The 25055-nt window shown below is 72.6% G+C and carries 24 protein-coding genes; 9 read left to right on the top strand and 15 right to left on the bottom strand.

Annotated features, from left to right (window positions below; all coding sequences use genetic code 11):
• Positions 1 to 20 precede the first annotated feature (20 nt).
• A complete protein-coding gene (gene cutA / locus C1I92_RS14070) occupies positions 21 to 338 on the top strand; it encodes a divalent-cation tolerance protein CutA (RefSeq protein ID WP_111255288.1) in 318 nt (105 codons plus the stop codon).
• Between the two features lie 375 nt (positions 339 to 713).
• Positions 714 to 1085 (top strand): STAS domain-containing protein, encoded by a 372-nt coding sequence (locus C1I92_RS14065; RefSeq protein ID WP_158564126.1) that lies wholly within the window; start codon positions 714 to 716, stop codon positions 1083 to 1085.
• Between the two features lie 71 nt (positions 1086 to 1156).
• On the opposite strand, the gene C1I92_RS14060 is transcribed toward C1I92_RS14065, so the two are convergent.
• The gene (locus C1I92_RS14060; protein WP_111255286.1) at positions 1157 to 2011 is read right to left on the bottom strand and encodes an aldo/keto reductase; all 855 of its coding nucleotides are present in this window, start codon (positions 2009 to 2011) and stop codon (positions 1157 to 1159) included.
• Positions 2012 to 2119: 108 nt separating this feature from the next.
• Between C1I92_RS14060 and C1I92_RS14055 the strand changes: the two genes are divergently transcribed.
• On the top strand, positions 2120 to 2995 hold the full coding sequence (locus C1I92_RS14055) for a LysR family transcriptional regulator (RefSeq protein ID WP_111255285.1): 876 nt from the start codon (positions 2120 to 2122) through the stop codon (positions 2993 to 2995).
• Here the strand turns inward: C1I92_RS14055 and C1I92_RS14050 are convergent.
• The 4 genes from C1I92_RS14050 to C1I92_RS14035 all read right to left on the bottom strand — a co-directional run bounded on the left by C1I92_RS14050 (position 2992) and on the right by C1I92_RS14035 (position 6781).
• Positions 2992 to 3741 (bottom strand): SigB/SigF/SigG family RNA polymerase sigma factor, encoded by a 750-nt coding sequence (locus C1I92_RS14050; RefSeq protein ID WP_111255284.1) that lies wholly within the window; start codon positions 3739 to 3741, stop codon positions 2992 to 2994. The genes C1I92_RS14055 and C1I92_RS14050 overlap by 4 nt on opposite strands.
• 266 nt (positions 3742 to 4007) lie before the next feature.
• The gene (locus C1I92_RS14045; RefSeq protein WP_069109710.1) at positions 4008 to 4211 is read right to left on the bottom strand and encodes a cold-shock protein; all 204 of its coding nucleotides are present in this window, start codon (positions 4209 to 4211) and stop codon (positions 4008 to 4010) included.
• Positions 4212 to 4472: 261 nt separating this feature from the next.
• Positions 4473 to 5150, bottom strand: coding sequence for a uracil-DNA glycosylase (locus C1I92_RS14040; protein ID WP_111255328.1), 678 nt, complete (start codon positions 5148 to 5150; stop codon positions 4473 to 4475).
• A gap of 32 nt (positions 5151 to 5182) precedes the next feature.
• Positions 5183 to 6781 carry a peptide chain release factor 3 gene (locus tag C1I92_RS14035; protein WP_111255283.1) on the bottom strand — a complete coding sequence of 533 codons (1599 nt, stop codon included), beginning with the start codon at positions 6779 to 6781 and terminating at the stop codon, positions 5183 to 5185.
• A gap of 88 nt (positions 6782 to 6869) precedes the next feature.
• Between C1I92_RS14035 and C1I92_RS14030 the strand changes: the two genes are divergently transcribed.
• Positions 6870 to 7451: a cysteine hydrolase family protein gene (locus C1I92_RS14030; RefSeq protein ID WP_111255282.1), complete on the top strand. Its 582-nt coding sequence runs from the start codon at positions 6870 to 6872 to the stop codon at positions 7449 to 7451.
• A 300-nt stretch (positions 7452 to 7751) separates the two neighbouring features.
• Here C1I92_RS14030 and C1I92_RS14025 read toward each other — a convergent pair whose 3' ends face one another.
• Complete coding sequence (locus tag C1I92_RS14025; RefSeq protein ID WP_111255281.1) at positions 7752 to 8582, bottom strand: helix-turn-helix transcriptional regulator; 831 nt, start codon at positions 8580 to 8582, stop codon at positions 7752 to 7754.
• A 155-nt stretch (positions 8583 to 8737) separates the two neighbouring features.
• Here C1I92_RS14025 and C1I92_RS14020 point away from each other — a divergent pair, with 155 nt between their 5' ends.
• From C1I92_RS14020 to C1I92_RS14010, 3 genes are all read left to right on the top strand, one after another.
• Entirely contained in the window at positions 8738 to 10438 is a 1701-nt protein-coding gene (locus C1I92_RS14020; protein WP_158564125.1) for a serine/threonine-protein kinase, read from the top strand.
• Positions 10439 to 10532: 94 nt separating this feature from the next.
• Entirely contained in the window at positions 10533 to 11144 is a 612-nt protein-coding gene (locus tag C1I92_RS14015) for a DUF47 domain-containing protein (RefSeq protein WP_111255279.1), read from the top strand.
• A gap of 4 nt (positions 11145 to 11148) precedes the next feature.
• Positions 11149 to 12156 carry an inorganic phosphate transporter gene (locus tag C1I92_RS14010; RefSeq protein WP_111255278.1) on the top strand — a complete coding sequence of 336 codons (1008 nt, stop codon included), beginning with the start codon at positions 11149 to 11151 and terminating at the stop codon, positions 12154 to 12156.
• Between the two features lie 3 nt (positions 12157 to 12159).
• Here the strand turns inward: C1I92_RS14010 and pstB are convergent, their stop codons facing one another.
• The 9 genes from pstB to C1I92_RS13965 all read right to left on the bottom strand — a co-directional run bounded on the left by pstB (position 12160) and on the right by C1I92_RS13965 (position 22990).
• Complete coding sequence (gene pstB, locus C1I92_RS14005; RefSeq protein WP_111255277.1) at positions 12160 to 12939, bottom strand: phosphate ABC transporter ATP-binding protein PstB; 780 nt, start codon at positions 12937 to 12939, stop codon at positions 12160 to 12162.
• 18 nt (positions 12940 to 12957) lie between these two features.
• Positions 12958 to 14061, bottom strand: a complete 1104-nt coding sequence (gene pstA / locus C1I92_RS14000; protein WP_111255276.1) for a phosphate ABC transporter permease PstA — start codon at positions 14059 to 14061, stop codon at positions 12958 to 12960.
• Positions 14061 to 15014, bottom strand: a complete 954-nt coding sequence (pstC, locus tag C1I92_RS13995; protein WP_111255275.1) for a phosphate ABC transporter permease subunit PstC — start codon at positions 15012 to 15014, stop codon at positions 14061 to 14063. Before pstC ends, pstA begins: the two co-directional genes overlap by 1 nt.
• Positions 15015 to 15136: 122 nt before the next feature.
• Positions 15137 to 16273 carry a phosphate ABC transporter substrate-binding protein PstS gene (pstS, locus tag C1I92_RS13990; RefSeq protein ID WP_199521217.1) on the bottom strand — a complete coding sequence of 379 codons (1137 nt, stop codon included), beginning with the start codon at positions 16271 to 16273 and terminating at the stop codon, positions 15137 to 15139.
• Between the two features lie 264 nt (positions 16274 to 16537).
• Entirely contained in the window at positions 16538 to 17443 is a 906-nt protein-coding gene (locus C1I92_RS13985; protein WP_158564124.1) for an NUDIX hydrolase, read from the bottom strand.
• The gene (locus tag C1I92_RS13980; protein ID WP_158564123.1) at positions 17440 to 18978 is read right to left on the bottom strand and encodes a CYTH and CHAD domain-containing protein; all 1539 of its coding nucleotides are present in this window, start codon (positions 18976 to 18978) and stop codon (positions 17440 to 17442) included. Before C1I92_RS13980 ends, C1I92_RS13985 begins: the two co-directional genes overlap by 4 nt.
• Positions 18975 to 21059 carry an RNA degradosome polyphosphate kinase gene (locus C1I92_RS13975; RefSeq protein WP_111255273.1) on the bottom strand — a complete coding sequence of 695 codons (2085 nt, stop codon included), beginning with the start codon at positions 21057 to 21059 and terminating at the stop codon, positions 18975 to 18977. The genes C1I92_RS13980 and C1I92_RS13975 overlap by 4 nt, the downstream gene beginning before the upstream one ends.
• Before the next feature lie 39 nt (positions 21060 to 21098).
• Positions 21099 to 21743, bottom strand: coding sequence for a response regulator (locus C1I92_RS13970; RefSeq protein ID WP_111255272.1), 645 nt, complete (start codon positions 21741 to 21743; stop codon positions 21099 to 21101).
• The gene (locus C1I92_RS13965; RefSeq protein WP_111255271.1) at positions 21731 to 22990 is read right to left on the bottom strand and encodes a sensor histidine kinase; all 1260 of its coding nucleotides are present in this window, start codon (positions 22988 to 22990) and stop codon (positions 21731 to 21733) included. The genes C1I92_RS13970 and C1I92_RS13965 overlap by 13 nt, the downstream gene beginning before the upstream one ends.
• A 116-nt stretch (positions 22991 to 23106) precedes the next feature.
• On the opposite strand from C1I92_RS13965, the gene C1I92_RS13960 reads away from it, so the two are divergent.
• Both C1I92_RS13960 and C1I92_RS13955 read left to right on the top strand, forming a co-directional pair.
• Positions 23107 to 23862 carry an ABC transporter ATP-binding protein gene (locus C1I92_RS13960; protein ID WP_111255270.1) on the top strand — a complete coding sequence of 252 codons (756 nt, stop codon included), beginning with the start codon at positions 23107 to 23109 and terminating at the stop codon, positions 23860 to 23862.
• A gap of 2 nt (positions 23863 to 23864) precedes the next feature.
• Positions 23865 to 25055 (top strand): ABC transporter permease (locus C1I92_RS13955; RefSeq protein ID WP_233507000.1); only part of this gene is annotated, 1191 nt, incomplete at its 3' end.

Genomic DNA, 25055 nt, shown 5'->3' with positions numbered 1-25055 from the left:
GCCGCACGTAGGCTCGGGGCATGTCCGGCGGCCAGGTCATCGTCACGACGACGGCGGGCAGCGAGGCGGTGGCGCGCGAGCTCGCGGCCGGCGTCGTCGCGGCCCGGCTGGGTGCGTGCGCGCAGCTCGTCCCGATCACCAGCGTCTACCGGTGGGAGGGCGAGGTGCGGACGGACGCGGAGTGGCGGGTCGAGATCAAGACCGCCGCCGACCGGGTCGAGGCGCTGACGGCGCACCTGAGCGCCGTCCATCCGTACGACCTGCCCGAGATCGTCGTGACACCGATCGTCGGCGGCAGCGCGGACTACCTGACCTGGGTGGATGCCGAGTCCGGCTGAGGGTCCGGGCCCGCGTGGTGAACGCGGGCCCGGCCACCCGACTGCGCCCGTAGGCGCGGGCACCCCCGTGACGAGCGCAGCGGCCCGCCGTACCTGATGACCCCCGAGCCGGTGCGGCGGTTGCATCGGAAATCCGGGCGGATCGCCGGCGCAATGGATCTTGATTCTGGCGCGCCGCCGTGCGAGAGTGACCTCCGCATCTCGATCCACGGGTACCTTGACAGTACATGCGACGCTCAGTAAAGGTAGGCGTCGGATGAACTCGGTGCCCAGATGGAGGAGAACGTTCCGCTCGTGTGGGTATCGACCACTGGAAGCCGGCCAGGACTTCGGGGTGGAGACCAGGCTTCCCGAACCGATGGTGGTGAAGCGTCCGTGAGCAACGACGTGGCCGTGCAGGCCCGCGACTTCGGCGGCTGCACGATCCTGACCGTCCCCGGCGACCTCGACGTCGCGCTGGCCGACGAGATCGGCTGGGCCGTCAACGCGGCCGGCAGCCGTCATGTGGTGGTCGACCTGGGCCGCGCCGCCGCGGTCGACCCGACGGCGGCCGTGGTGCTGGTCGGCCTGCACGAGCGGGTGCGCGCCCGCGGCGGCGGCGTCTGCGTCGTCACCACCGACCAGGACGTGCGCGCCCAGCTGGAACGGGCGGCCACGGTGGCCGCGCCGCCGTGCTTCACTGAGATCGGCGACGCCCTCGAGGCGTCGATGACCGAACGCCAGAGCGGCTTCGCCAGGCTGGCCTGAGCGCGGGACGGCCTGAGCGCGGGTGGCGGACGGCGCCAGCACGCCGTCCGCCGCCCGGGCTCCGGCGCCGCTCAGTCCAGCGTCGCCAGCTCCTCCGGGGTCAGCACCAGGTCCACGGCGGCGACCGAGTCGCGGATCGTCTCCGGCCGGCTCGACCCGGGGATCGGGACGACGTGCTCGCTCTTGGCCAGCATCCAGGCCAGGCACACCTGCTGCGGGCTGACGCCGTGCGCGGCGGCGATCCGGCCGAACGCCCCGTGCACCGAGCCCAGCTCGCCGGCCTGCGAGCTGCCGCCGAGCGGGGCCCACGGCAGGAACGCGATGCCGAGCCGGTCGCACAGCTTCAGCTCCGGCTCGCTGCTGCGGAACCGCGGCGAGAACTGGTTCTGCACCGACGCGAGCCGGCCGTCCAGGATGCGATTGGCCAGCTCGATCTGCTCCGGGTTGGCGTTGGAGATGCCGGCCAGCCGGATCTTGCCCTCGTCGAGCAGGTCGCGGATGGCGCCGACGGAGTCCTCGTACGCGACGGTGGGATCGGGCCGGTGGAACTGGTAGAGGCCGATCGCGTCGACGCCGAGCCGCTTGAGCGATGCCTCACAGGCCCGCTTGAGATAGTCGGGCGAGCCGTTGAGCGTCCACGAGCCGTCACCGGGGCGCAGGTGCCCGCCCTTCGTGGCGACCAGCACGCCGGACGTGTCGCCGCCGTAGCGGGCCAGCGCGGTGGCGATCAGCGTCTCGTTGTGGCCGACCTCGTCGGCGTGGAGATGGTAGGCGTCGGCGGTGTCGATGAGGGTGACGCCCGCGTCGAGTGCCGCGTGGATCGTGGCGATCGAGCGGGCCTCGTCCGGCCGGCCCTCGATGGACATGGGCATGCCGCCCAGCCCGATCGCGCTGACCTGGACGTCGCCGATGCGGCGGAACTGCATGGGAAGTGACCTCCGGGGATCGGTGTGATGGCGTCCAGTCTTCGGCCGCGTCCCACGGAGTGTCCAACAGGAGAACTCGAACGAATTCAGAAGCTACGATTCTCAATCGTGGAGCTGCGGCATTTGGAGCATTTCGTCGCCGTCGCCGAGGAGGGCCACTTCACCCGGGCGGCGCAGCGGCTGATCATCAGCCAGTCGGGCTTGTCGGCCTCGATCCGGACGCTGGAGCGTGAGCTGGGCGCCGCGCTGTTCCACCGCAACACCCGGCAGGTCAGCCTCACCGAGGCGGGCCGGGCGCTGCTGGCCGAGTCGCGCCGGGCGCTGGCGTCGGTCGAGGCGGCGCGCGAGGCGGTGGCCGCGGTCAACGGGCTGCTGCGCGGCACGGTGCGGATCGGCGCCGAGCAGTGCCTGGGCGCCGTCGACGTGCCCGGCCTGCTGGCCAGGTTCCGGTCCGCGCACGCCGGCGTCGAGGTCCGGCTGGACCAGGCCGGCTCGGCCCGGCTGCTCGACGACGTCCGAGCCGGCGTCCTCGACCTGGCGTTCGTCCCGGTCGTCGCGCCGCCGCCGGACGGCGTCGAGCTGGTCCCGCTGGGCGCCGAGGCCATGGTGCTGCTGTGCCGGCCGGATCACCGGCTGGCCGGCCGCGCCGGCGTCGCGCTGAGTCGGCTCAACGGGACGGCGTTCGTCGACTTCCAGGAGGAGTGGGGCGCCCGGCAGCTCGCCGACGCCGCGTTCGCCGCGGCCGGCCTGGACCGTCGGGTGACGATGGAGGTCAACGACGTCCACACCCTGCTCGACCTGGTCGGCCACGGCCTCGGCGTCGCGCTGGTGCCCGAGCATGTCAGCCGCAAACGGGCCGCCCAGGGGCTGGAGGTCCTCGCCATCGAGGACGCCCTGCCACGCTGGGCGGTCTGCGTCGCGCTGCCGGCCGCGCACCGCCGCGGCATCGCCGTCGACCGGCTGCTCGACCTGCTGGAGAGCTAGGCGGCGGCCGCGCCCACGCGGCGGCGCAGCTGGCCGAGGATGCGGGTCAGCAGCCGCGACACCTGCATCTGGGTGACGCCCAGCTCCTTGGCGATCTCCTGCTGGGTCCAGCCCTTGAAGAAGCGCAGGTACAGGATCCGCCGGTCACGTTCGCCGAGCTCGCGGCAGGCCGGAGCCAGCGCGACCACGGCCTCGGCCCGGTCGAAGCCGCCGTCGTCCTCGCCGAGCGCCTCGGCGAGCGGCGTCTCGTCGCCGCCGGAGCCGCGATAGTCGATGGAGGCCACGGTGAAGCACTCGTGCGACGCGCTGGCCTCCAGCACGTCGGCGACCTCGGTGCCGAGGTACTCGGCCAGCTCGGCCGGGGTGGGCGCGGCGCCGTTGGCCTGCGACAGCTCGGCCGTCGCGGCGGTGACCCGCGCGTGCAGCTCCTGGACCCGGCGTGGCGGGCGCACCGTCCAGCCGTGGTCGCGGAAGTAGCGCTTGACCTCACCGGTGATGGTGGGGACGGCGAAAGAGACGAAGTCCTTGCCGCGTTCCGGGTCGAACCGGCGGGCGGCGTTCACAAGGCCAAGGCTGGCGACCTGCATCAGGTCATCGCGCTCGATGCCACGGCCGTCGTAGCGGCGGGCGATCGCCTCGGCAAGACGTAGATGACGTTGCACGACGTCGTCGATGTGGCGCTGACGGTCGATGTTCTGGTCCTGGTGCTGATGGTCGTCCGTCGTCGCGAGAACGTGGGTCTGCACGGCCTACACCTCTCCAGAATGAGTGGATGTGGCGATTGCTTGACCACGTGCGACCACCGAATCACAGTGACCGGCTCGTTATCAACCCCCAAATGAACAGAACGGTCCGTCTACCCCCGGGCGGTACGTCGGCAATAGCGCTCCGACCAGCGCGGACGCGGTCCGGACGAGGTCGGTGGATGGTCCGTACCAGGCGGTAATCGACCCCGGACGCACCGCTGCCCCCGTGCCTGCGGGAGGCACGGGGGCAGCGGATGACAGGTTGATCAGACCGGACGGACCGCGTCAGCCTGCGGGCCCTTCGGGCCCTGGGTGATCTCGAACTCCACCCGCTGGTTCTCGTCCAGCGTGCGGTAGCCGTCGGACTGAATCGCCGAGTAGTGCACGAAGACATCCGGCTCGCCGTTGTCCTGTGCGATGAAGCCGAAGCCCTTCTCGGCGTTGAACCACTTGACGGTTCCCTGTGCCATGTGCCGTGTCCTCCTACGGGACGGTGACGAAGGCCGCACCGTGCGACCTCCGGGTTGCTGCCGCCGTCTCCCGCTGCCACAGTGCTGGAGGCACAGAGAAGCGAAAAACGCCCGCGATAACATCCCACGGGCGTTCAAGGACGTGCGAGGAACTGTTACTGCAACCGCGGAAACAGTACCACCTTGGGCCCGCGCCGGGAAGCATACGATGATCGAACGCTAGTTGCACAAGTGTGTGTCCCACTTTGTGAACGCGGCGTCTCATGGCAACTTCCAGTCGACAGGCGGCGCCCCGAGCCCTGCCAGGAGGTCGTTCGCCCTACTGAACGGCCGTGAGCCGAAGAAACCGTTGCGGGCCGACATGGGGCTCGGGTGGGCGGACTCAATGCACGGAACGTTACCAAGTAGTGGCCGTAGATTTCTCGCATCGCGACCCCACAAGATGGCCACGAATGGTGTTCCGCGCCCGACGAGCGCCCGGATGGCTTGCTCGGTGACTTCTTCCCAGCCCTTTCCCCGGTGCGCGCCGGGATTTCTCGGCGCCACCGTCAGAGCCCGGTTCAACAGCAGGACGCCGTTCTCGGCCCACGGGGTCAGGTCGCCGTTGGCCGGCGGCGGGTAGCCGAGATCGGCGCAGTACTCCTGGAAGATGTTGACGAGGCTGGGCGGCAGCGGGCGCACCTCCGGCGCGACGGAGAAGCTCAGCCCGACCGCGTGCCCGGGCGTCGGGTACGGGTCCTGGCCGACGATGAGCACCCGGACGTCGTCGAACGGCTGGGTGAACGCGCGCAGGACGTGCTGCCCGGCCGGCAGATAGGTGCGGCCGGCGGCCAGCTCGGCGCGCAGGAACTCGCCCATCGCGGCGATCCGCGGGGCGACCGGCTCGAGGGCGCGCGCCCAGCCGGGATCGACGAGTTCGGAGAGCGGCCGAGCGGTCATGGCGGCCACCCTATAGAAGGTGTGCGGCCGCGTCAGTCCGCACCGGCGACGAGCGGGTCGAGCGTGACGTCGGGATGCCGGCGCTGCACCGACGCCAGCCGCCACTTGTCCGGGAACAGCGCCAGCAGGGCGCCGTCGCGACGCTCGGCCACCTCGACGCCGGCCTCGGCGTTCAGCGTCGCGACCCCGTCGGCGTCAGTGCGCCGGGCCAGGCCGTAGGGGAGCGAGTCGAGCACGATCGGCACGCCGAACTCCTGGCCGAGCCGGGCGGTCGCGACCTCGAACTGCAGTGGGCCGACGGCGGCCAGGATCGGCGCGCCGTCGCCGCGGCGGTTCGACGTGAGGATCTGGACGACGCCCTCCTCGGCCAGCTGCTCGATGCCGCGGCGGAACTGCTTGGCCTTGCTGGTGTCGGTGCTGCGCGCGGTGACGAAGTGCTCCGGCGCGAACGACGGCATCGGCGGGAACGCGACCGGCGCGCCCTCGGCGTACAAGGTGTCGCCGACGGTCAGCGCGTTCGCGTTGACCAGGCCGACGATGTCGCCGGGGTAGGCGATGTCGATGGTCTCGCGCTCGCGCCCGAGCATGGTGCGGGCGTACTTGGTGGCGAACGGCCGGCCGGTGGCGGCGTGGGTGACGACGGCGCCGCGCTCGAACCGTCCGGAACAGACGCGGACGAAGGCCAGCCGGTCGCGGTGCGCCTTGTCCATGCCGGCCTGCACCTTGAACACCAGCCCGGAGAACGGCGCGTCGACGGGGCGCGGCGTGCCCTCGGCATCCTCGCGCGGGCCGGGCGGCGGGGCCAGCACCGTCAGCGCGTCGAGGAGCTGGCGCACCCCGACGTTCACCACCGCGGCGCCGAACAGCATCGGTGTCGACCTTCCGGCCAGGAACGACTCGGTGTCGACGGTGTCGAGCAGCGACACCTCGTCCAGCGCCGTCCCCCACGCGTCGGGGTGCAGCTCCTTGGCCTGCGCCGCGGTCAGCGTGTGCTCGGCGGCGATGCGCGCGCCGCCCGGCGCCCGCTCGAACGTCGTCATCGTCTCGTCGTCGCGGTTGAGCAGGCCGTGGAACGCGCCGGCCTCGCCGACCGGCCAGTTCAACGGCGTCGCCTGCAGTCCGATGCGCTGGTCCAGCTCGTCGACGAGGTCGAGCACGTGGATGCCCGGCCGGTCCCACTTGTTGACGAACGTGACCACCGGGACGCCGCGGTGCCGGCAGACGTCGAACAGCTTGAGCGTCTGCGGCTCCAGCCCCTTCGCCGCGTCGAGCAGCATGACCGCGCAGTCGACGGCGGCCAGCACCCGGTAGGTGTCCTCGGAGAAGTCGGCGTGGCCGGGGGTGTCGAGCAGGTTGATCACGTGCCCCTGGTACTCGAACTGCAGCGCTGCGGACGTGACGGAGATGCCGCGCTCCTGCTCCATCGTCATCCAGTCGGAGATGGTGCCGCGCCGCCCGGCCTTCCCGTGCACCGCGCCGGCCTCGCCGATCACCCGGGCGTGCAGCGCCAGCGCCTCGGTCAGCGTCGACTTGCCGGCGTCGGGGTGACTGATGACCGCGAACGTCCGGCGGCGGGCGGCCTCGGCGGCGACGCCGGAGGCAGCCGTCGTCGCGGAAGAGGTGGGGGGCATGCCTTCGATTCTACGGTGACCGGATGTGTCGCATGGTCGGCGCGATTCCGCCTGTGCTTGTTGCCGCGGCGGGCGGAGGATCGGCGGCATGAGCAGAGCGCTTCTCGTCATCGACATCCAGGAGTCGTTCCGGCAGCGGCCGAGCTGGGAGCTGATCTCCGACCCGGACGTGGCCAAGCAGGCCGCGCGGCTGGTCGAGCACGCCCGGGAGCAGGGCGACCTCGTCGTGTGGGTGCTGCACACCGAGCCGGGCACCGGCACCGTCTTCGACCCGTCGCTCGGTCATGTGCGCCTGCTGCCCGGCCTGGACCCGCTGCCCGGCGAGCCGGTGCTGACGAAGACCTCCCACAACGCCTTCACGACGACGAACCTGCAGCAGCTGCTCACCGAGCGCGGTGTCCGTGAGGTGGTGGTCAGCGGCATCCGCACCGAGCAGTGCTGCGAGACGACTGCGCGGCTCGCGTCGGACCTGGGCTACCGGGTGACGTTCGTCATCGACGCGACGGCGACGAACCCGATCGAGGCGCCGGGCGCGCCGGCGGGACGGAGCAACGCCGAGATCCTCGCCGACCCGGCGACGCTGCAGGTGGCCGACGTCCTGGCCCGGACGGAGTACGCGCTGGCGGGCCGGTTCGCCGCGGTTGTCCGCGTGGACGACGTCGTCGGCTAGTCGGTGGCCGTTGTGCTGCGGTGGGCCGTTGTGCTGCCGTTGGCCGTCCCCCTGCTGCCCATTTTCTTGGCCGGGCCGGCGCGCCTCAAGTCCGCGGCCTCTGGCTGTTTGCGGTGGTCTGTGGGTGGGGGCGCGTCCTTGACCCGCGTCGTCCCGGCCAAGAACGGGCAGCTATCAGGGGGACGGGGGGAGTGTGGCGACGTGGCCGTGTCGCACGCCCGGTCACCGTCGCCGTCGCCCCTGTGGATTCCCATGATCATCAACCTTCTGCGTCGTCATGACGCCCGAAAAGGTTGATGATCATGGAACGGGGCGGAAGATCTCGCGCACGTCGCGGGGCTGGAACGTCTCGTGGGTGGGCTGCGCCGCGGACACGTGGTCGAGCTGGAACCAGCGGCCGGCGTCGGCCTCGCGGCTCCACGCGAGCACGAACCAGGCGCCGCGGGAGTGGGCGAAACCGAGCGGCTCCACCTGCTCGGTTAGCGCGACCTCGCCGTCGTCGGCGGGTGCGTGGTCGAGCAGGACGACGCGGTGCTCGCGAATCGCGGTGGCCAGCACGGAGCGGACGCCGTCGTCGGCCTCGGGGGCGGGCTCGCCGGGGCGGATCCAGATCCGCTCGGCGACGTCGGTGACCTCGGCCCGGCGGTCCGGCGGGACGGCGCGCAGCACCTTCGCCGCGGCGGCCGCGCCGGCGGCGGCGAACGGCTGGTCAGGCACCGCCTGCAGCCCGACGACGATGGCCAGCGCCTCGTCCGGGGTGAGCGTGAGGTTGCGCTGTCCGGCCTGGTCGATGACGTAGCCGCCCTGCGGCCCGCTCGACGCCCGGATCGGGACGCCGGACTGCTGCAGCGCGATCACGTCGCGCTTCACCGTCCGCGCGGACACGCCGAGCCGCTCGGCCAGCCACGACGACGTGCGGCCCTGGCGGCCGGCGGCGTGCAGCTCGCGGGCGAGGCTGTCCAGCCGGATGCTCCGGCTGGCCCGGCCCGTGTCGGCCGGAACGGGCCCACGCCGGGCGGACGGGGTGCGGGCCGGCGGGCCCGCCGGCCCGGCCGGCCGGCGCATGCGCGGCAGCCGCGACGGTGCCTCCGTCGTGTCGTGCTGAGCCGTCGCCTGGCCCTGGCTGCCCATCGCCGGTCCTCCTCGAGCCGGGCACCTCGGCCCGGCGCACCCCCATGATCAATCGTGTTCGTCATAGCAAACCACGCCGCAGGCCCGCAGACGTGGCGCTCGCCCGGCGTGGCTCGCGAATGCCTCGCCGCGCCCCCGTCGGTTACCGTCTACGTGTGGATGCGAGGCCGGCCGAACTCACCCACATCGGCCCCTACCGGGTGCTCCGGCAGCTCGGCGAGGGTGGCATGGGGGTCGTGTACTTGGCGACCGCTCCGGACGGCCGCTCGGTCGCGGTGAAGACGCTGCGGCCGTGGCTGGTCGGCGGCACCGACGGCCGGCGCCGGTTCGAGCGCGAGGTCGCGACGCTGGTCCGGGTCCGCGGCGACCGCGTCGCGGAGGTCCTCGACGCCGACGTGTCGGCCGACCCGCCCTACATCGTCACTCGCTTCGTCGACGGCGTCCCGCTCAGCACGTGGGTGGCCGAGCACGGCCCGCTGGCCGCCGCCGACCTGCGGATCCTGGCGCACGGCCTGCTCGAGGCGCTGACGTCGGTGCACGAGGCCGGCGTCGTGCACCGCGACATCAAGCCCGGCAACGTCATGCTGGCGCCGGGCGGGCCGGTGCTGATCGACTTCGGCATCGCGCACGCCACCGACGACACCCGGCTGACCGCGACCGGCCTCATCTCGGGCACGCCCGGCTACTTCGCCCCCGAGACCGTGCTGGGCCACGACCCGACCCCGGCCACCGACGTACACGCCTGGGGCGCCACGCTCGCCTACGCCGCCACCGGCCGGCCGCCGTACGGCGGCGGACCGGATCTGGCCGTCCTCGACCGCATCCGGCGCGGCGAGCACGACCTCACCGGCGTCGAGGCGTGGCTGGCGACGGTGCTCGACGCCGCGCTGGCGCCCGACCCGGCCCGCCGCCCGGTCGTCCAGGCGCTGGCCCGGGCGCTCGGTACGTCCGAGCCGCCGACGATCGCCGCGGCACCGCCCGCCCTCGGCGCCGAGCCGCCGACGGTCACCGCGCCGCCACCGCTCCTCGACGACACCGCGGTGATCGCGCCGGTGCCTCCTCCTCCGCTGGCCGCGGCGCCGATGCCGGCCGCGCCGACGGCCGCCGCGCCGCCGTACGTCCCGCCCACCCAGGTGCAGCCGCCGCCGTACGTCCCGCCGACGCAGGTCCATCCGCCGCCGCTGCCGGGCCACGAGCAGCGCAACCGCGAGCGGCCGGCCCGCCAGCAGCCGCGGCCGTCGCCGCTGGCGGTGCCGCCGCCCCGGCCGGGCGGCGAGTCGATCGCGCCGGGCAGCTGGCGGTCCCGGCTGGCCATCGGCTTGGGCGGGCTCCTGCTGGTGTTCCTGACCGCGGCCGCGCCGTACGCCGGCGCCGTCGTCGCGTTCGCCGTCCTGCTGACCGGCCGGATCGTCTGGCGGATCCAGCGGCGGCTGTACGAACGGCGCGAGGCGCGCGGCGCGCAGCGCAACGACTCCGTACTGGCGGCGCTGGCCGCGCCCTGGGACGTCGTCGCGGCGGCGCTGCCGTGCCTGGCCCAGCTGCTGCTGGCGGCAAGCGGCGCGTTCCTGGTCGGCGGCGCGCTGGACCTGCTGGACGTCGGCGGTGCGCGCACTCCGTCGGTCGCGGCGGCGATCGTGGGGACCTGGTTGGTCTGGCGCGGGCCCGGCACGGTGCGCAGCCGGCACGGGATCCGGTCGCTGCTCGCGCCGCTGGACCGGTCCCGGAACCTGGGCTGGGCGGTGCTCGGCGTGCTCTTCGTCGCGGCCTGCGGCGCGGTGCTGGTCTTCGACTCGTTCGGCGGCGGCTGGTGGCCCGCCGATCTGTCCATGAACGACCTCACGTGGTGGCCCGGCTGAAGATCCACTGGTGAGAAAGGCGAACGTGTGACACGTCACAGACTGTTCACGGTCTAGCATTCCACCGTTCGCCAACGTCCGACAGAGGAGTTTCGTGCGCTTTTCTCCGCGAGACAACGCCTTCTTCGACCTGTTCGCCGCCTCCGCGAGCAACCTGCGCGAGGGCGTGCGTCTGCTGTCCGAGGCGCTCGCGTCCGACGCCGACCGCGCCGAGATCGCGGTCCGGCTGAAGGAGGTCGAGCACCAGGGCGACGAACACACCCACGAGATCGTCCGGCGGGTCAACTCGACGTTCGTGACGCCGTTCGACCGGGAGGACATCTACCGGCTCTCCGGCGCGCTGGACGACGTGCTCGACGACGTCGAGGCGGCGCTGGACCTGATGGTGCTGTACCGCGTCGGCGACCTGCCCTCCGGCGTCGGCGACCTGGTCGACGTCCTGGACCGGGCCGCCGAGCTGACCGCCGGCGCGATGCCGCGGCTGCAGACCCCGTCCGACCTGACCGACTACTGGATCGAGGTCAACCGGCTGGAGAACCAGGCCGACCAGGACTACCGGCGGCTGCTGGCGCGGATCTTCTCCGGTGAGTACGACGCGCTGACGGTGCACAAGCTCAAGGACGTCGTCGACACGCTGGAGTCGGCGGTCGACGGCTTCGAGACGGTCGCGAACATCGTCGAGCAGATCGCCATCAAGGAGTCGTGAGCGGGTGGAGCTCGCGCTCATCCTGACGGTGATCGTCGTCGCGCTGTCGTTCGACTACACGAACGGCTTCCACGACGCCGCGAACGCGATCGCCACGTCGGTGTCCACCCGGGCGCTCACGCCGCGAGCGGCGCTGTTGATGGCGGCGGCGATGAACCTCGTCGGCGCGTTCCTCGGCACCGGCGTCGCGCAGACGGTCGGCGCCGGCATCATCGAGGCGCCCGAGGGCGACAGCGGGCTGCTGGTCGTGCTGGCCGCGCTGGTGGGTGCGATCGCCTGGAACCTCATCACCTGGTGGCTCGGGCTGCCGTCGTCCTCGTCGCACGCGCTGATCGGCGGGCTGGTCGGCGCGGCCATCGCGTCGGCGAACACCGTGAAGTGGACCGGCATCCTGGAGAAGGTCGTCATCCCGATGGTGGTCTCGCCCGTCGTCGGCTTCGCCCTCGCGTTCCTGGTGATGACGGCGATCCAGTGGATCTTCCGGCGGTCCCATCCGGGCCGGGTGAACCGCGGCTTCCGGCTGGCGCAGACGTTCAGCGCGGCCGCGATGGCGCTCGGCCACGGGCTGCAGGACGCGCAGAAGACGATGGGCGTGATCACGCTGGCGCTGGTGGTGGGCGGCTACCAGTCCGGCTTCGACGTCCAGTGGTGGGTGATCGTGCTGGCGGCGACGGCGCTCGCGGCGGGCACGTACGCCGGCGGCTGGCGGATCATGCGCACGCTCGGCCGCCGCATCGTGCACCTGGACCCGCCGATGGGCTTCGCCGCCGAGTCCGTCGCGGCCGGCGTCCTCTACACGACGGCGTTCGCCTATCACGCGCCGATCTCGACCACCCAGACGATCACGTCAGCCGTCATCGGCGTCGGCGCGACGAAGCGGCTGTCGGCGGTGCGCTGGGGCGTCGCCGGCAACATCGTCACCGCCTGGGTGCTCACCATCCCGATGGCCGGGCTGGCGGCCGCGCTCAGCTACGGCCTGCTGCACCTGGTCCCGGGACTCAACTCACTCTGAGCGTCAGCCGAAGCGGCCGGAGACGTAGTCCTCGGTCGCCTTCACGCTCGGGTTGGTGAACATCTTCGTGGTGTCGTCCATCTCGATCAGCTTGCCGGGCTTGCCGGTGCCGGCGATGTTGAAGAACGCCGTGCGGTCGCTGACCCGGGCGGCCTGCTGCATGTTGTGCGTCACGATGACGATCGTGTAGTTCTGCTTCAGCTCGCCGATCAGGTCCTCGATGGCCAGCGTCGAGATCGGGTCCAGCGCCGAGCACGGCTCGTCCATCAGCAGCACGTCCGGCTGGACGGCGATGGCCCGGGCGATGCACAGGCGCTGCTGCTGGCCGCCGGAGAGGCCCGAGCCGGGCTTGTCGAGGCGGTCCTTGACCTCGTTCCACAGGTTCGCGCCCTGCAGCGACCGCTCGACGACCTCGTTGGCCGCGCTCTTGCTCATGCGGTTGCTGTTGAGCTTCATGCCGGCCAGCACGTTGTCGCGGATGGACATCGTCGGGAACGGGTTCGGGCGCTGGAACACCATGCCGACCTGGCGCCGGACGGTGACGGGGTCGACGCTGGGACCGTAGAGGTCCTCGCCGTCGAGCAGCACCTTGCCCTGCACCCGCGCACCGGGGATGACCTCGTGCATGCGGTTGAGCGTGCGGATGAAGGTGGACTTCCCGCAGCCGGACGGGCCGATGAAGGCCGTGACCGAGCGGGGCTCGATGGCCATCGACACACCCTCGACCGCGAGGAAGTTGCCGTAGTAGACGTTGAGATCGCCGACGTCGATGCGCTTGGACATAAGGGCGGTTTCCTTGCTCTAGCGGCCGGTCTTCGGGGCGAACAGGCGGGCGATGAGGCGGGCGACCAGGTTGAGCAGCATGACGATGAGGATCAGCGTCAGCGCCGCGGCCCAGGCCCGGTCGAAGCTCGGCTGCGGTGACGAACCGGACAACGGGCGCAACGCCTGACTGTAAACGTACGCGGGCAGCGACATCATCCAGTCGGAGAACGGGTTGGTGTTGATCGACGACGTGAAGCCGGCGGTGACGATCAGCGGCGCGGTCTCGCCGACGACGCGGGCGATGGCCAGCGTGACGCCGCTGGCGATGCCGCTGATCGCCGTCGGCACGACGACCTTGACGATCGTGCGCCACTTCGGCACGCCCAGCGCGTAGGCCGCCTCCCGCAGCTCGTTCGGCACGATCCGCAGCATCTCCTCGCTGGAGCGCACGACCACCGGGATCATCAGCACCGACAGCGCGACGGCGCCGGCGAACCCGTTGCGGGTGCCGACGCCGAACAGCACTGCGAACAGCGCGGCGGCGAACAGGCCGGCGACGATCGACGGGATGCCGGTCATCACGTCGACGAAGAACGTGATCGACCGGGCCAGCCGGCCGCGGCCGTACTCCACCAGGTAGATCGAGGTGAGCAGGCCGATCGGCACCGAGATGAGCGTCGCCAGGGCGGTGATGAGGAACGTGCCGAGGATCGCGTGGTACGCGCCGCCGATGAACGGCGCGGCGCCCTCCAGCGCCTCCTGGTCGTTCAGGCCGGTGACGTTGCGCATCGACGTCGTCAGGAAGTCCATGCTGAACCGGGCGGTGCCGTTGTCGAGCACCGACCAGATGACCGAGATCAGCGGCACCAGCGCGAGGCCGAACGCGGTGTAGACGAGGCTGGTGACCAGCTTGTCGACGGCCTTGCGGCGGCCCTCGACGACGGCGGACAGCACGGTGTTGACGATCACGAAGATCAGCACCGAGAGGACCGCGAAGGAGACGATGGAGAACCCGCCCCACAGGGCGGACACGCCGGCGCCGGCCGCGGCCGAGGCGACGAGCACGAGCTGCGTCGTGTACCGCGGCAGCTGGTTGTGCGCCAGCGAGTTCTGGGCAGGCGGCTTGGTGGCTACGGACATCAGTTGGCCCCCGAGAACTCACTGCGGCGCGACACGATCCAGCGGGCGAACATGTTCACGGCCAGCGTGATGGCGAACAGCACCAGGCCGGCGGCGATCAGCGTGTTGGTCTTCAGCCCCGACGAGTCGGGGAAGTCCAGGGCGATCTCCGCGGCGATCGTGCTGTTGCCGGCGGTCACCATCGACCAGGTGAACCCGCCGGTGGAGAGCACCATGGCCACCGCCATCGTCTCGCCCAGCGCGCGGCCCAGGCCGAGCATGATGCCGGAGATGATGCCGGGCCGGCCGAACGGGATGACCGCCATCCGGATCATCTCCCAGCGGGTCGCGCCCAGCGCCAGCGCGGCCTCCTCGTGCAGCGTGGGCGTCTGCAGGAAGACCTCGCGGGCGATCGCGGTGATGATCGGCAGGATCATGACGGCGAGCACCACGCCGGCCGTCATCATCGTCCGGCCGGTGGCCGAGGCCGGGCCGGTGAAGATCGGGATGAAGCCGAGGTTGTCGGCCAGCCAGGTCCAGGCCGGCTGCACCTGCGGCGCCAGCCACTGGATGCCCCACAGGCCGAACACGACGCTGGGGATCGCGGCCAGCAGGTCGACGACGTAGCCCAGGCCCTGCGCGAGCCGGCGCGGCGCGTAGTGCGAGATGAACAGCGCGATGCCCAGCGCCAGCGGCGTCGCCACGACGAGCGCGATGATCGCGGCGGCCAGCGTGCCGAACACCAGGGGCCAGACGTAGGAGAAGAAGCCCTCGCCGCCGTCGATCTCCGACGGGTCGGCCGTGAACGTGGGCAGCGCCTCGCGGACGAGGAACGCGGCCACGCCGGCCAGGATGACCAGGATCAGGATGCCCGCGAGCTGTGCGGACCGGGAGAAGATGCGGTCGCCTGGTCGCGCCTTGGCCCGCGGCGCGACGGCGGGCGGTTCGGTCGGCGGAGGTTTGGTGGTGGTCACGGCGTCAGCTCCGGGTCGTGGAGGTCTCGCGGGTCAACCGGATGTCGTGCGGACGCCGGGCGGTCCGTCCCACAGTGGGACGAGCCGCCCGGCGACGTCGAACTTCGTGCACAGGATAGGACTCAGCCGACCTCGATCGACTCCACGACCGCCTGGATCTCGGCCTGCAGCTCCGGCGAGATCGGCGCCGAGCCGGCAGCGTCGGCGGCGGCCTGCTGGCCCTCGTCGCTGGCGACGTAGCCGACGTAGGCCTTCACCAGGTCGCCGACCGCCGGGTCGGAGTACGCGGTGCAGACGATCGTGTACGAGACCAGCACGATCGGGTAGGCGCCGGACTCGGTGGTGTCGCGGGCCAGCTCCAGCGCGATGTCGTTCTCGGCCCGGCCCTCGGCCCGCGGCGACGCGTCGACGACGGCCGCGGCGGCCTCGGCCGAGTACTCGACGAACTCCGAGCCGACGCCGATGGCGGCGGTCTGCAGGTCGCCGACCGCGGCGGCGCTGGCGTAGCCGATGGTGCCCTCGGCCGCCTGGACGGCAGCGATGACACCGGCGGTCTGGGCGCCGGCCTCGCCACCGAGCGACTCCGGGAAGACGCCGTCGGGCTCGTGCGGCCACTCCGCCGGGGCGACGGCCGCGAGGTACTCGGTGAAGTTCTCCGTGGTGCCGGAGTCGTCCGAGCGGTGCACCGGCGTGATCGCGGTGTCCGGCAGCGTCGCGTCCGGGTTGTCCGCCGCGATGGCCGGGTCGTTCCACGTGGTGATGGTGCCGTTGAAGATGTTCGCCAGCGTCACCGGGCCCAGCTGCAGGCCGTCGACACCGGGCAGGTTGTAGGCGACCGCGATCGGGTCGATGAACAGCGGCAGGTCGACGGCCGGAGCGCCACACGCGGTCTCGGCGGCGGCCAGCTCCTCCTCGTCGAGCGCGGCGTCGGAGCCGGCGAACGCGACCGCGCCGGAGGAGAACTGCTCGCGGCCCGCGCCGGAACCGTCCGGCGAGTAGTTGATGGTCACGTCGGGGTTCTGCTGCTGGAACCCGGCGATCCAGGCCTGGACCGCCGACTCCTGAGAGCTGGCGCCGGCGCCGTTCAGGGTGCCGGACAGGTCACTGCCGCCGTCGGAGCCCTCGCTGCTGCCGCCGTCAGGCGACTCCTCCGAGGAGTTGTCCGTTTCGGGGTCCGACCCGCAGGCCGCCAGCACGAGGGCGGCCGCGCTGGCGACCGCGACGGGTGCCAGCGTGCGGCGCACGATGCTGAGGTTCACGTCTGGTGTCCTTCCTGGACCTATTCGTCCTTGCGTATCGCCTAGAACGTAGGTTTCTGAAGTGACGCCGTTCCCCGCTGAGAGTGAACGGGGAATGAACGCCTGACACAGAAAAGGCAACGGATCGCTGACCGTGTGATGGCCGTCACGTGAACGGGCCGCGTGGTCGGTTGCGGGACGATCACGACCCGCCGGTTGGGGCGGTCACAGGTCGGTAACCAGCGGCGGAGCGGTTCCCGCGCCGCCCCCAAGCCGCGGGGTGCGTCAGCCACCCGGACGGGGCGGGGCGTGCCGCTCGGTCGCGACGACGTGGCCGTCCTCGTGGTGCAGCACGGCGAACTCGCCGGGCTCCAGCCCGTCGCCCGGGTCGACACCGGCGGCCCGGAACAGCACCGGCAGCAGCGGCCGGTGCGAGCAGACCACGGCCGGGCCGTCGCGCAACAACGTCCGGATGAGCGCTTCCGCCGGGTGGCTGCCGTCCTCGGGCACCCGCAGGCTCTCCTCGGACAGCTGCGGCTCCAGCTCGACGACCAGACCCTGCTTGCGGGCGAACGCGCGCACCGTCTCGGCACACCGGACCGAGTCGCTGGACAGCACCCGCCGCGGCCCCAGTGCGGCGAGGGCCTCGCCGAGCGGCTCCAGGTCGGCGGTGCCCTCCGGGCCGAGCGGGCGCTCGATGTCCGGGCCCGTCCACGACGAGCGCGGCAGCGCCTTGGCGTGCCGCAGCAGCACCAGCGGCGCGGTCCGCAGCGGGCCGCGCAGCGCCATGCGGACCAGTTCGGCGTCGCGCGGATGGGTGAGCCGCCGGACCGCCTCCCCGGCCGGCAGGAAGACGACCTCGTCGACCTCGTGGTCGGGCAGCCGGGCGGTGGCGTTCGGGTCAGCCTCGGCCAGCCAGTAGTGGACGACCTTGGGCCGGCCGGCGACGTCGTAGCGCTGCGGCGGCAGCCGCCGGCCCAGCGTGACCCGGTGCCCGGTCTCCTCGAACACCTCGCGGACCGCGCAGACCAGCAGCGGCTCGTCGCGCTCCAGCTTGCCCTTGGGCAGCGACCAGTCGTCGTAGCGGGGCCGGTGCACCAGGCAGATCTCCACCCGGCCGTCCGGCGCGTCCGGCTGCTCGCGCCATACGACCGCGCCGGCGGCCAGCACCGGGTCGCGCCGGGTGCTCACGGCTCCATCCAGCGCCGCCACTTCGCCCGCCGCACCTGCGGCCAGGTGTCCGCGAACGCGGCCCGGGCGGCGTGCACATGACCGCGCTCGTTCGAGGCCAGCACTCCGAGGGCGAAGGCGACGTCGGCTGAGGCGTGCTCGGAGTTGGCCAGCTCGCGGGCCTTCGCGGCGGCCGTGGCGGCGTCCTGGTGCTCGCCCAGGATCTCGGTGATCTTCTCCACCTGCTTGGCGAACGCCTTCGCGTCGCCGCCGAGCACGGGCGCGACGGCCTCGGCGGCGTAGCGGGTCCGCTTGGCGGCCAGCCGGGCGGCGTGCCACTCGTCGTCGGGCGCGTCGTCGGTGAGGTCGTCGGTGGCACCGTCGAGCTTCTTCCAGGCCTTCTCGACCAGCTCCGGCAGCACGTCGCGGGCCGGCCGTTCCGCGTCGGGCCCGGTCCGCGGCCGGGCGACGGCGCGCACCAGGGCGTCGTGCAGCGCGAGGTAGCGGTCGTCGTCGAGCAACTCGCCGACACGGACGCGGGCGTCGGCGACCGTGCCGCCCAGCACGTCGGCCAGCAGCAGCTTCACCTCGGTGGCCGGCAGGTCCGGCGGCAGATCGGCGCAGTGCCGCTCCAGTCGTTCCCGCAGCACGTCGCCCTCGCGCAGCTCGCCGAGGCTGCGGGCGAACCAGGACAGCTCCGCGCGCAGCTCCTCGGCCCAGGGCCGGTCCAGCAACGGCCGGAACGTGCGCAGCCCGCTGCGCAGCCGGCGCGCCGCCACCCGCAGCTGGTGGACGGCCTCCGGGTCGGCCGGCTCGCGGCGGAACGCGACGTCGGCCGCCCGCAGCGCCCGCACGTGCAGCGCCAGGTAGGCGACCAGCGCGTCGTGCGCCGCGTCCTTCGGCCTGGCCGCCGGCAGCTCCGGCACCTCCGGCGGCGCCGCGGCGTTCGGGCCGAGCGCGCGGACGACCTTGGCGACGAACTCGCCGCCGACCGCGCCGGCCTCGATCAAGGCCGCCGCCACCGTCGCGATCAGCGGGCCGCCGCCGAGCTCCTCCAGCTCCAGCTCGCGGAACCGGGCCGCGACGGCGCCGTCGGCGCCGACCACGTGCACGGTGTCGTCGACCAGCTCGCCGACGTCGCCGTCGGCGGACCGGATGAGCTGCCGGGCCCGGGTGGTGCGCAGCGTCGAGACCAGCCGCAGCGGCGCCGTCCGGATGATCACCCGGACCAGCGCGGTCAGCGCGGGCGGTGGCGCGTCGCCGGCGTCCAGCGGCAGCCGCAGCTCGTCGCGCGAGCCGACGCCGCCGGCGGGGAGCTTGAGGTGCCAGCCCTCATCGTCGCCGGAGCGGCGGCGCAGCGTGATGCCCTCGCGGGCCAGCCGCAGGTCGTCGGTGTCGTAGTAGGCCGACTCCAGCTCGACCACGCCGAGCACGTCGACCGCGGTGACCCCGGGCAGCGTGGACAGGTCGGGGATGCGGAACAGGCCGTGCACGCGGAACTTCTGCTCGACCTCACGAGCGACGTGTGGTCGGGCGGCCTGCTCCGCACGGCTCACGTGGCGGACCTCCGGCGCTGTTTGCGTTCGATGAGCACCTGTTGCATGTCGGCCAGCGGCTCGCCGTCGGGTCCGGTGTGCACCCGCTCCCAGGTGCCGTCCGGGCGCAGGTGCCAGGAGGCGGTGCCGGGGTCGAAGGCGAGGTCGAACAGGCCCTCGACCTCCCGGGCGTGTTCGGGCCGGCGCAGCTTCACCAGCGCCTCGACCCGGCGGTCGAGGTTGCGGTGCATGAGATCGCCCGAGCCGATCCAGTGCTCGGCGTCGCCGCCGTTCTCGAACGAGTAGATCCGCGAGTGCTCCAGGAACCGGCCGAGGACGCTGCGGGCGCGGATGTTCTCCGACAACCCCGGCACTCCGGCGCGGATGCTGCAGATGCCACGCACCCAGATGTCGACCGGCACACCCGCCGCCGACGCCTCGTACAGGGCGTCGATGATCGCCTCGTCGACGAAGCTGTTCGCCTTGAACCGGACGCGGGCCGGGCGGCCGGCGCGGTGGTGCTCGATCTCGCGCTCGATCCGCTCGACGATGCCGCTGCGCAGCGCGTGCGGCGCCACCAGCAGCCGCTGGTAGTCGGAGTCGAGCGAGTAGCCGGACAGCGTGTTGAACAGGTGGTTGAGGTCCTCGGCCACCTCGGGGTCGGCGGTGAGCAGGCCCATGTCCTCGTAGATGCGCGCGGTGCGCGGGTGGTAGTTGCCGGTGCCGATGTGGCTGTAGCGGCGGATGCCGCCGGACTCGTCGCGCACCACCAGGCAGAGCTTGCAGTGCGTCTTCAGCCCGACCAGGCCGTACACGACGTGCACGCCGGCCTGCTCCAGCTTGCGGGCCCAGCTGATGTTGGCCTGCTCGTCGAACCGGGCCTTGATCTCGACGACGGCGAGCACCTGCTTGCCCGCCTCGGCCGCGTCGATCAGCGCGTCGACGATGGGTGAGTCGCCGCTGGTGCGGTACAGCGTCTGCTTGATGGCCAGCACCCGCGGGTCGGCCGCGGCCTGCTCGACGAAGCGCTGCACGCTGGTCGAGAAGGAGTCGTACGGGTGGTGCACCAGCACGTCGGCCTTGGAGATGGCGGCGAACATGTCCGCGGGCGAGGCGGACTCGACGTCGCGCAGGTCGCGGTGCGTCGCCGGCAGGAACGGCCGGTACCGCAGCTCGGCGCGGTCGAGGTCGGCGATCGCGTTGAGACCGGTGAGGTCGAGCGGCCCGGGCAGGATGAACGTCTCGCCGTCGCTGACACCCAGCTCGCGCTGGAGCAGGTCGAGCACGTGCGGATCGACGATCTCGTCGACCTCCAGCCGGACCGCCGGGCCGAACCGCCGCCGCATCAGCTCGCGCTCCATCGCGGTCAGCAGGTTCTCGGCGTCGTCCTCCTCGACCTCGACGTCCTCGTTGCGGGTGACCCGGAACGTGTGGTGCTGCAGCACCTCCATACCGGGGAACAGCTGCGACAGGTGGGCGGCGATGACGTCCTCGAGCGGGACGAACCGCTGCTCGGCGACCGGCAGGAAGCGCGGGAAGTTCGGCGGCACCTTGACCCGGGCGAAGTGCTCGGTGCCGTTGCGCGGGTTGCGCACGACGACGGCGAGGTTCAGCGACAGCCCGGAGATGTACGGGAACGGGTGCGCCGGGTCGACCGCCAGCGGCGTCAGCACCGGGAAGATCCGCTCGCTGAACAGCCGCCGCAGCCGGACGTGCTCGGCGTCGTCCAGGTCGTCCCAGCGGGCGATGTCGATGCCCTCCTTGACCAGGCCCGGCAGCACGTCGCTGCGGAAGCACTGGGTCTGGCGGGCCATCAGCTCGCGGGTGCGGTCGAGGGTGCGCTCCAGCACCTCGCGCGGCATCATCCCGCTCACCGACGGGAACGCGACGCCGGCCGCGATGCGCCGCTTCAGACCGGCCACCCGGATCATGTAGAACTCGTCGAGGTTGCTGGAGAAGATGGCCAGGAACCGGGCCCGTTCCAGCAGCGGCACGTCGGGGTCCTCGGCCAGCTCCAGCACTCGCGTGTTGAAGGCGAGCCAGGACAACTCACGGTCGAGGTAGCGCTCTTCCGGCTTCGTCGGCTCCGCCATGTCACCCATGCTTCCATGCGTGGGTGAACACTGGGTAGCGGCGGTTGCTCAGGACTTCAGGTAGGCGAGGACGGCCAGCACGCGGCGGTGCCCGGTGTCGCCGTGCGCCAGGCCGAGCTTGGCGAAGATGCTGCGGATGTGCTTGCTGACCGCGGTCTCGGTGACGACCAGCCGCGCCGCGATGTCGGGGTTGGCCAGGCCCTCGGCCATCAGCGCCAGCACCTCGCGCTCGCGCGGCGTGAGCGTGCGGATCGGGTCGTCGGAACGGCGCCGGACCATCAGCTGCGAGACGACCTCCGGGTCCATGACGGTGCCGCCGGCGACCACCCGGCGCAGCGCGTCGAGAAACTGCTCGACCTTGCCGACCCGCTCCTTGAGCAGGTACCCGACGCCGTCGGCGCCGTCGGCCAGCAGCTCGGTGGCGTAGCTGTCCTCGACGTACGCGGACAGCACCAGGACGGGGAGGCCCGGCCGCTCCCGGCGCGCGGCGGCGGCCGCGGCGATGCCCTCGTCGGTGAAGCCGGGCGGCAGGCGGACGTCGACGACGGCGGCGTCCGGGCGGTGCTCCGCCACCGCGGCGAGGAAGGCGTCGGCGTTGTCGACCGCGGCGGCCACCTCGATGTCCTCGCTGGCCAGCAGCAGGACCAGGCCCTCGCGGAGCAGGGTGTCGTCCTCGGCGATCACGACCCGCACGGGATCACCGCCTCGACCACCGTCGGGCCGCCGACGGGACTGGTGACCTCGGTGCGGCCATCGAAGGCCGCGACCCGGCGGCGGATGCCGGCCAGGCCGCTGCCGCCGGACTCGGCGGCGCCGCCGTGGCCGTCGTCGCGGACCTGGATCACCAGTGCCTCCTCTTCGTCCGGCCCGGTCGGCGGGCGCAGCGCGACCGTCACCTCGGCGTGCTCGGCGCCGCTGTGCTTGGCGGTGTTGGTGAGCGCCTCGGCGACGACGAAGTACGCGGCCGCCTCCAGCGCGGCCGGCAGCCGGCGCAGCCCGGCGGCGCGCAGCGTGCACGGTACCGGGCAGCGCGCGGCGAGCGCGGCCAGCGCGCCGTCGAGCCCCCGCTCGGCCAGGATCGGCGGGTAGATGCTGCGGACGACGTCGCGCAGCTCGCTCAGCGCGTCGGCGGCCTGGTTCTGCGCCTTGAGCAGCAGCGGCAGCGCCGACTCCGGCTCGCGGCGCAGCGCCCGCTCGGCGATGCCCAGGTGCATGATCACGCCGACCAGCCGGTTCTGGGTGCCGTCGTGCAGGTCGCGCTCGATGCGCCGCAGCTCGGCGCCGTGTGCCTCCAGCGCCGCCGCCCGGGTCGCCGTCAGCTCGGTGACCCGCTCGGTCAGCCGGGCGTCCTTCGTCGGCCGCAGCAGCAGGCCGGCCAGCCCCGCCTGCCACCTGGCCAGCAGCGGGACCAGCACCAGAGTGAGCACGAGCCAGCCCAGGCCGAGCGGCAGCATGCCCAGCGCGTCGAGCCAGGACGTCACCGGGTACGGCGATTGGACCGGATCGTCCTCGGGCATGGCCGACCAGTAGATCGGCACCACTGCGGCGTTGACGACGCTCAGCGGCAGCAGCAGCGCCACGACGCCGATGACCAGGCCGGTGAGGGCGTGGAACAGCATCCAGCCGAGATCGCGGCGGGTGGCCGGCTCGGCCAGCAGGACGCGGGCCGGCACGGCGGGCGCGTCGTCCGAAGGATCGTACGGCGAGGGGACCGGGCGGCCGGTGAAGTTCGCGACGCGGCGGCGCTCGCCGCGAGCCCAGCGGCGCACCGCGCGCACCGTGGACGGGATGGCCAGCCAGCCCACGCCGATCAGCGTGAACACGGCCACCAGCAGCACGCGGATCAGCAGGACCAGCGCGACCACCGAGCTGACGAGGCCGCGCAGCAGGAACGGCAACGCGCGCCTGGTCGCCCCGGCCGCCGCCCGCACTCTGTCCATGTGTTCAGCATGCCCGAGCGATCGTCCCGCGTCGGTATACCCAGCACCACCATCGATACGGGCGCCAGCGGGATCGTGACCGCGCCCGCCGCTTCGTAGCGTCGTGATCAGGTCCTATGAGGAGGAACGACGTGCACACGATGACGGCTCCGGCGGTCCGGCTCGACGCCGTGACCAAGGTCTACGGCAGTGGCGAGAACAAGGTCACGGCGCTGCGCGAGGTCGGCGTCGACCTCGCCACCGGCACCTTCACCGCGATCATGGGCCCGTCCGGGTCCGGCAAGAGCACCTTCCTGCACTGCGCGGCCGGGCTGGACCGGCCGACGTCCGGCTCGGTCCGGCTCGGTGACACCGAGCTGTCGAAGCTGTCGGACAACGAGCTGACGGTGGTCCGGCGCGACCGCATCGGCTTCGTCTTCCAGGCCTACAACCTGCTCTCGTCGCTGAGCGTCGAGGACAACGTGTCGCTGCCGCTGCGGCTGGCCGGGCGCCGGATCGACCGCGGCTGGATCGCCCAGGTGGCCGCGTCGGTCGGCCTCGGCGAGCACCTGCAGCGCCGGCCGGCCCAGCTCTCCGGCGGCCAGCAGCAGCGGGTGGCGATCGCTCGCGCGCTGGTCACCCGGCCCGACGCGGTCTTCGCCGACGAGCCGACCGGCGCGCTCGACACCCGCACCGGGCGGCAGGTGCTGGAGCTGCTGCGCCAGATCGTCGACGAGGGCGGCCAGACGGTGATCATGGTGACGCACGACCCGGTCGCGGCCTCCTTCGCCGACCGGGTGCTGTTCCTCGCCGACGGGCAGCTCACCGGCGTGCTCGACGCGCCGACGGCCGAGCTGGTCGCCGACCGGATGACGAAGCTCGGGGCGTGGTGACCATGCGCGACATCGCCCGCAAGACGATCAAGGGTCGCAAGGCCGGGTTCGCCGGCGCGTTCCTCGCCGTGCTGCTCGCCTCGGTGCTGGTGACGGCGCTCGGCGTGCTGGTGGAGTCCGGCATCCGCGGCGGCCTGCCGCCCCAGCGATACGCCGGCGCCGACATCGTGGTGAGCGGCGTGCAGGCGCTGCCCGTGGTCGAGGACGCCGACCTCGTGCTGTCCGAGCGGGTCCGGCTGCCCGAGTCGGCGCTGGACGAGGTGGCCGGCCTGCCCGGCGTGGAGTCGGCCGCCGGCGACGTGTCCGTTCCGGTGAGCGTGGTGGCCGGCGGCGCCGTGGCCGAGACGTCGCGGCCGGTGGCCGGGCACGGCTGGTCGGCGGCGGCGCTGACCCCATTTACGCTCGACGGCGACGGCGCCGGGCCGGAGCGCGACGACGAGGTGGCGCTCGAGGCCGGCCTGGCGTCGTCGCTGGGGCTGTCCGCCGGCGACCGGGTCGAGCTGGCCGTCGGCGGGGTCGCCTCGTCGTACGAGGTGACCGGCGTGGTGTCGCGCGACGGCGGGGACGCGCGGGAGTCGGCGGTCTTCCTCACCGACGAGCGAGCCGGCGAGCTGGCCGGGACCGGCGACACGGGCCGGTGGGACGCCATCGGGGTGGTCGCGGCCGAGGGCGAGTCCGCCGGCGAACTGGCCGATCGGATCGCCGACGCGCTGCCCGGCGCGCGCACGCACACCGGCGACGCACGCGGCAACGTGGAGTTCTTCGACATCGGCCAGGCCCGCAGCGAACTGACGCTCATGTCGCTGTCGCTGGCCGGCACCACCGTGCTGATCGCCATGTTCGTGGTGGCGGGCACGCTGGCGCTGTCGATCCAGCAGCGACGGCGCGAGTTCGCGCTGCTGCGGGCGGTCGGCGCGACGCGCGGTCAGGTCCGGCGACTCGTCGGCGCCGAGATCATGCAACTCGGCGCGGTGGCCGCGGTGCTCGGCGCGATCCCCGGGTACCTCGTGGGGATCGCGATGGGACGGGCGTTCGCCGGGTCCGGGCTGCTGCCGGCCGACTTCCAGCTCGCGCTCGGCCCGGTGCCGGGGCTGGCGGCGATCGTGCTGTGCCTGGTCACGGCCCGGCTGGCGGGGTGGGTGGCGGCCAGGCGACCGGCGCGGTTGAACCCCGTGGAGGCTCTTGGCGAGAGC

Origin of the sequence: Jiangella anatolica (assembly GCF_003236295.1) — a bacterium.
Taxonomy (GTDB): domain Bacteria; phylum Actinomycetota; class Actinomycetes; order Jiangellales; family Jiangellaceae; genus Jiangella; species Jiangella anatolica.
The sequence above is the reverse complement of the archived record's forward strand: the minus strand, read 5'-3'. Positions and strand labels throughout refer to the sequence as shown.

Coding starts and splice junctions, on each gene's coding strand:
- C1I92_RS14025 (WP_111255281.1), bottom strand. CDS start 8,582: ATGGGCAGCCAGGGCCAGGCGACGGCTCAGCACGACACGACGGAGGCA.
- C1I92_RS14045 (WP_069109710.1), bottom strand. CDS start 4,211: ATGGCACAGGGAACCGTCAAGTGGTTCAACGCCGAGAAGGGCTTCGGC.
- pstB (WP_111255277.1), bottom strand. CDS start 12,939: ATGTCCAAGCGCATCGACGTCGGCGATCTCAACGTCTACTACGGCAAC.
- C1I92_RS14030 (WP_111255282.1), top strand. CDS start 6,870: ATGAGCAGAGCGCTTCTCGTCATCGACATCCAGGAGTCGTTCCGGCAG.
- C1I92_RS14040 (WP_111255328.1), bottom strand. CDS start 5,150: ATGACCGCTCGGCCGCTCTCCGAACTCGTCGATCCCGGCTGGGCGCGC.
- cutA (WP_111255288.1), top strand. CDS start 21: ATGTCCGGCGGCCAGGTCATCGTCACGACGACGGCGGGCAGCGAGGCG.
- C1I92_RS13965 (WP_111255271.1), bottom strand. CDS start 22,990: ATGGACAGAGTGCGGGCGGCGGCCGGGGCGACCAGGCGCGCGTTGCCG.
- C1I92_RS13960 (WP_111255270.1), top strand. CDS start 23,107: ATGAGGAGGAACGACGTGCACACGATGACGGCTCCGGCGGTCCGGCTC.
- C1I92_RS14035 (WP_111255283.1), bottom strand. CDS start 6,781: ATGCCCCCCACCTCTTCCGCGACGACGGCTGCCTCCGGCGTCGCCGCC.
- pstA (WP_111255276.1), bottom strand. CDS start 14,061: ATGTCCGTAGCCACCAAGCCGCCTGCCCAGAACTCGCTGGCGCACAAC.
- C1I92_RS14060 (WP_111255286.1), bottom strand. CDS start 2,011: ATGCAGTTCCGCCGCATCGGCGACGTCCAGGTCAGCGCGATCGGGCTG.
- C1I92_RS13975 (WP_111255273.1), bottom strand. CDS start 21,059: ATGGGTGACATGGCGGAGCCGACGAAGCCGGAAGAGCGCTACCTCGAC.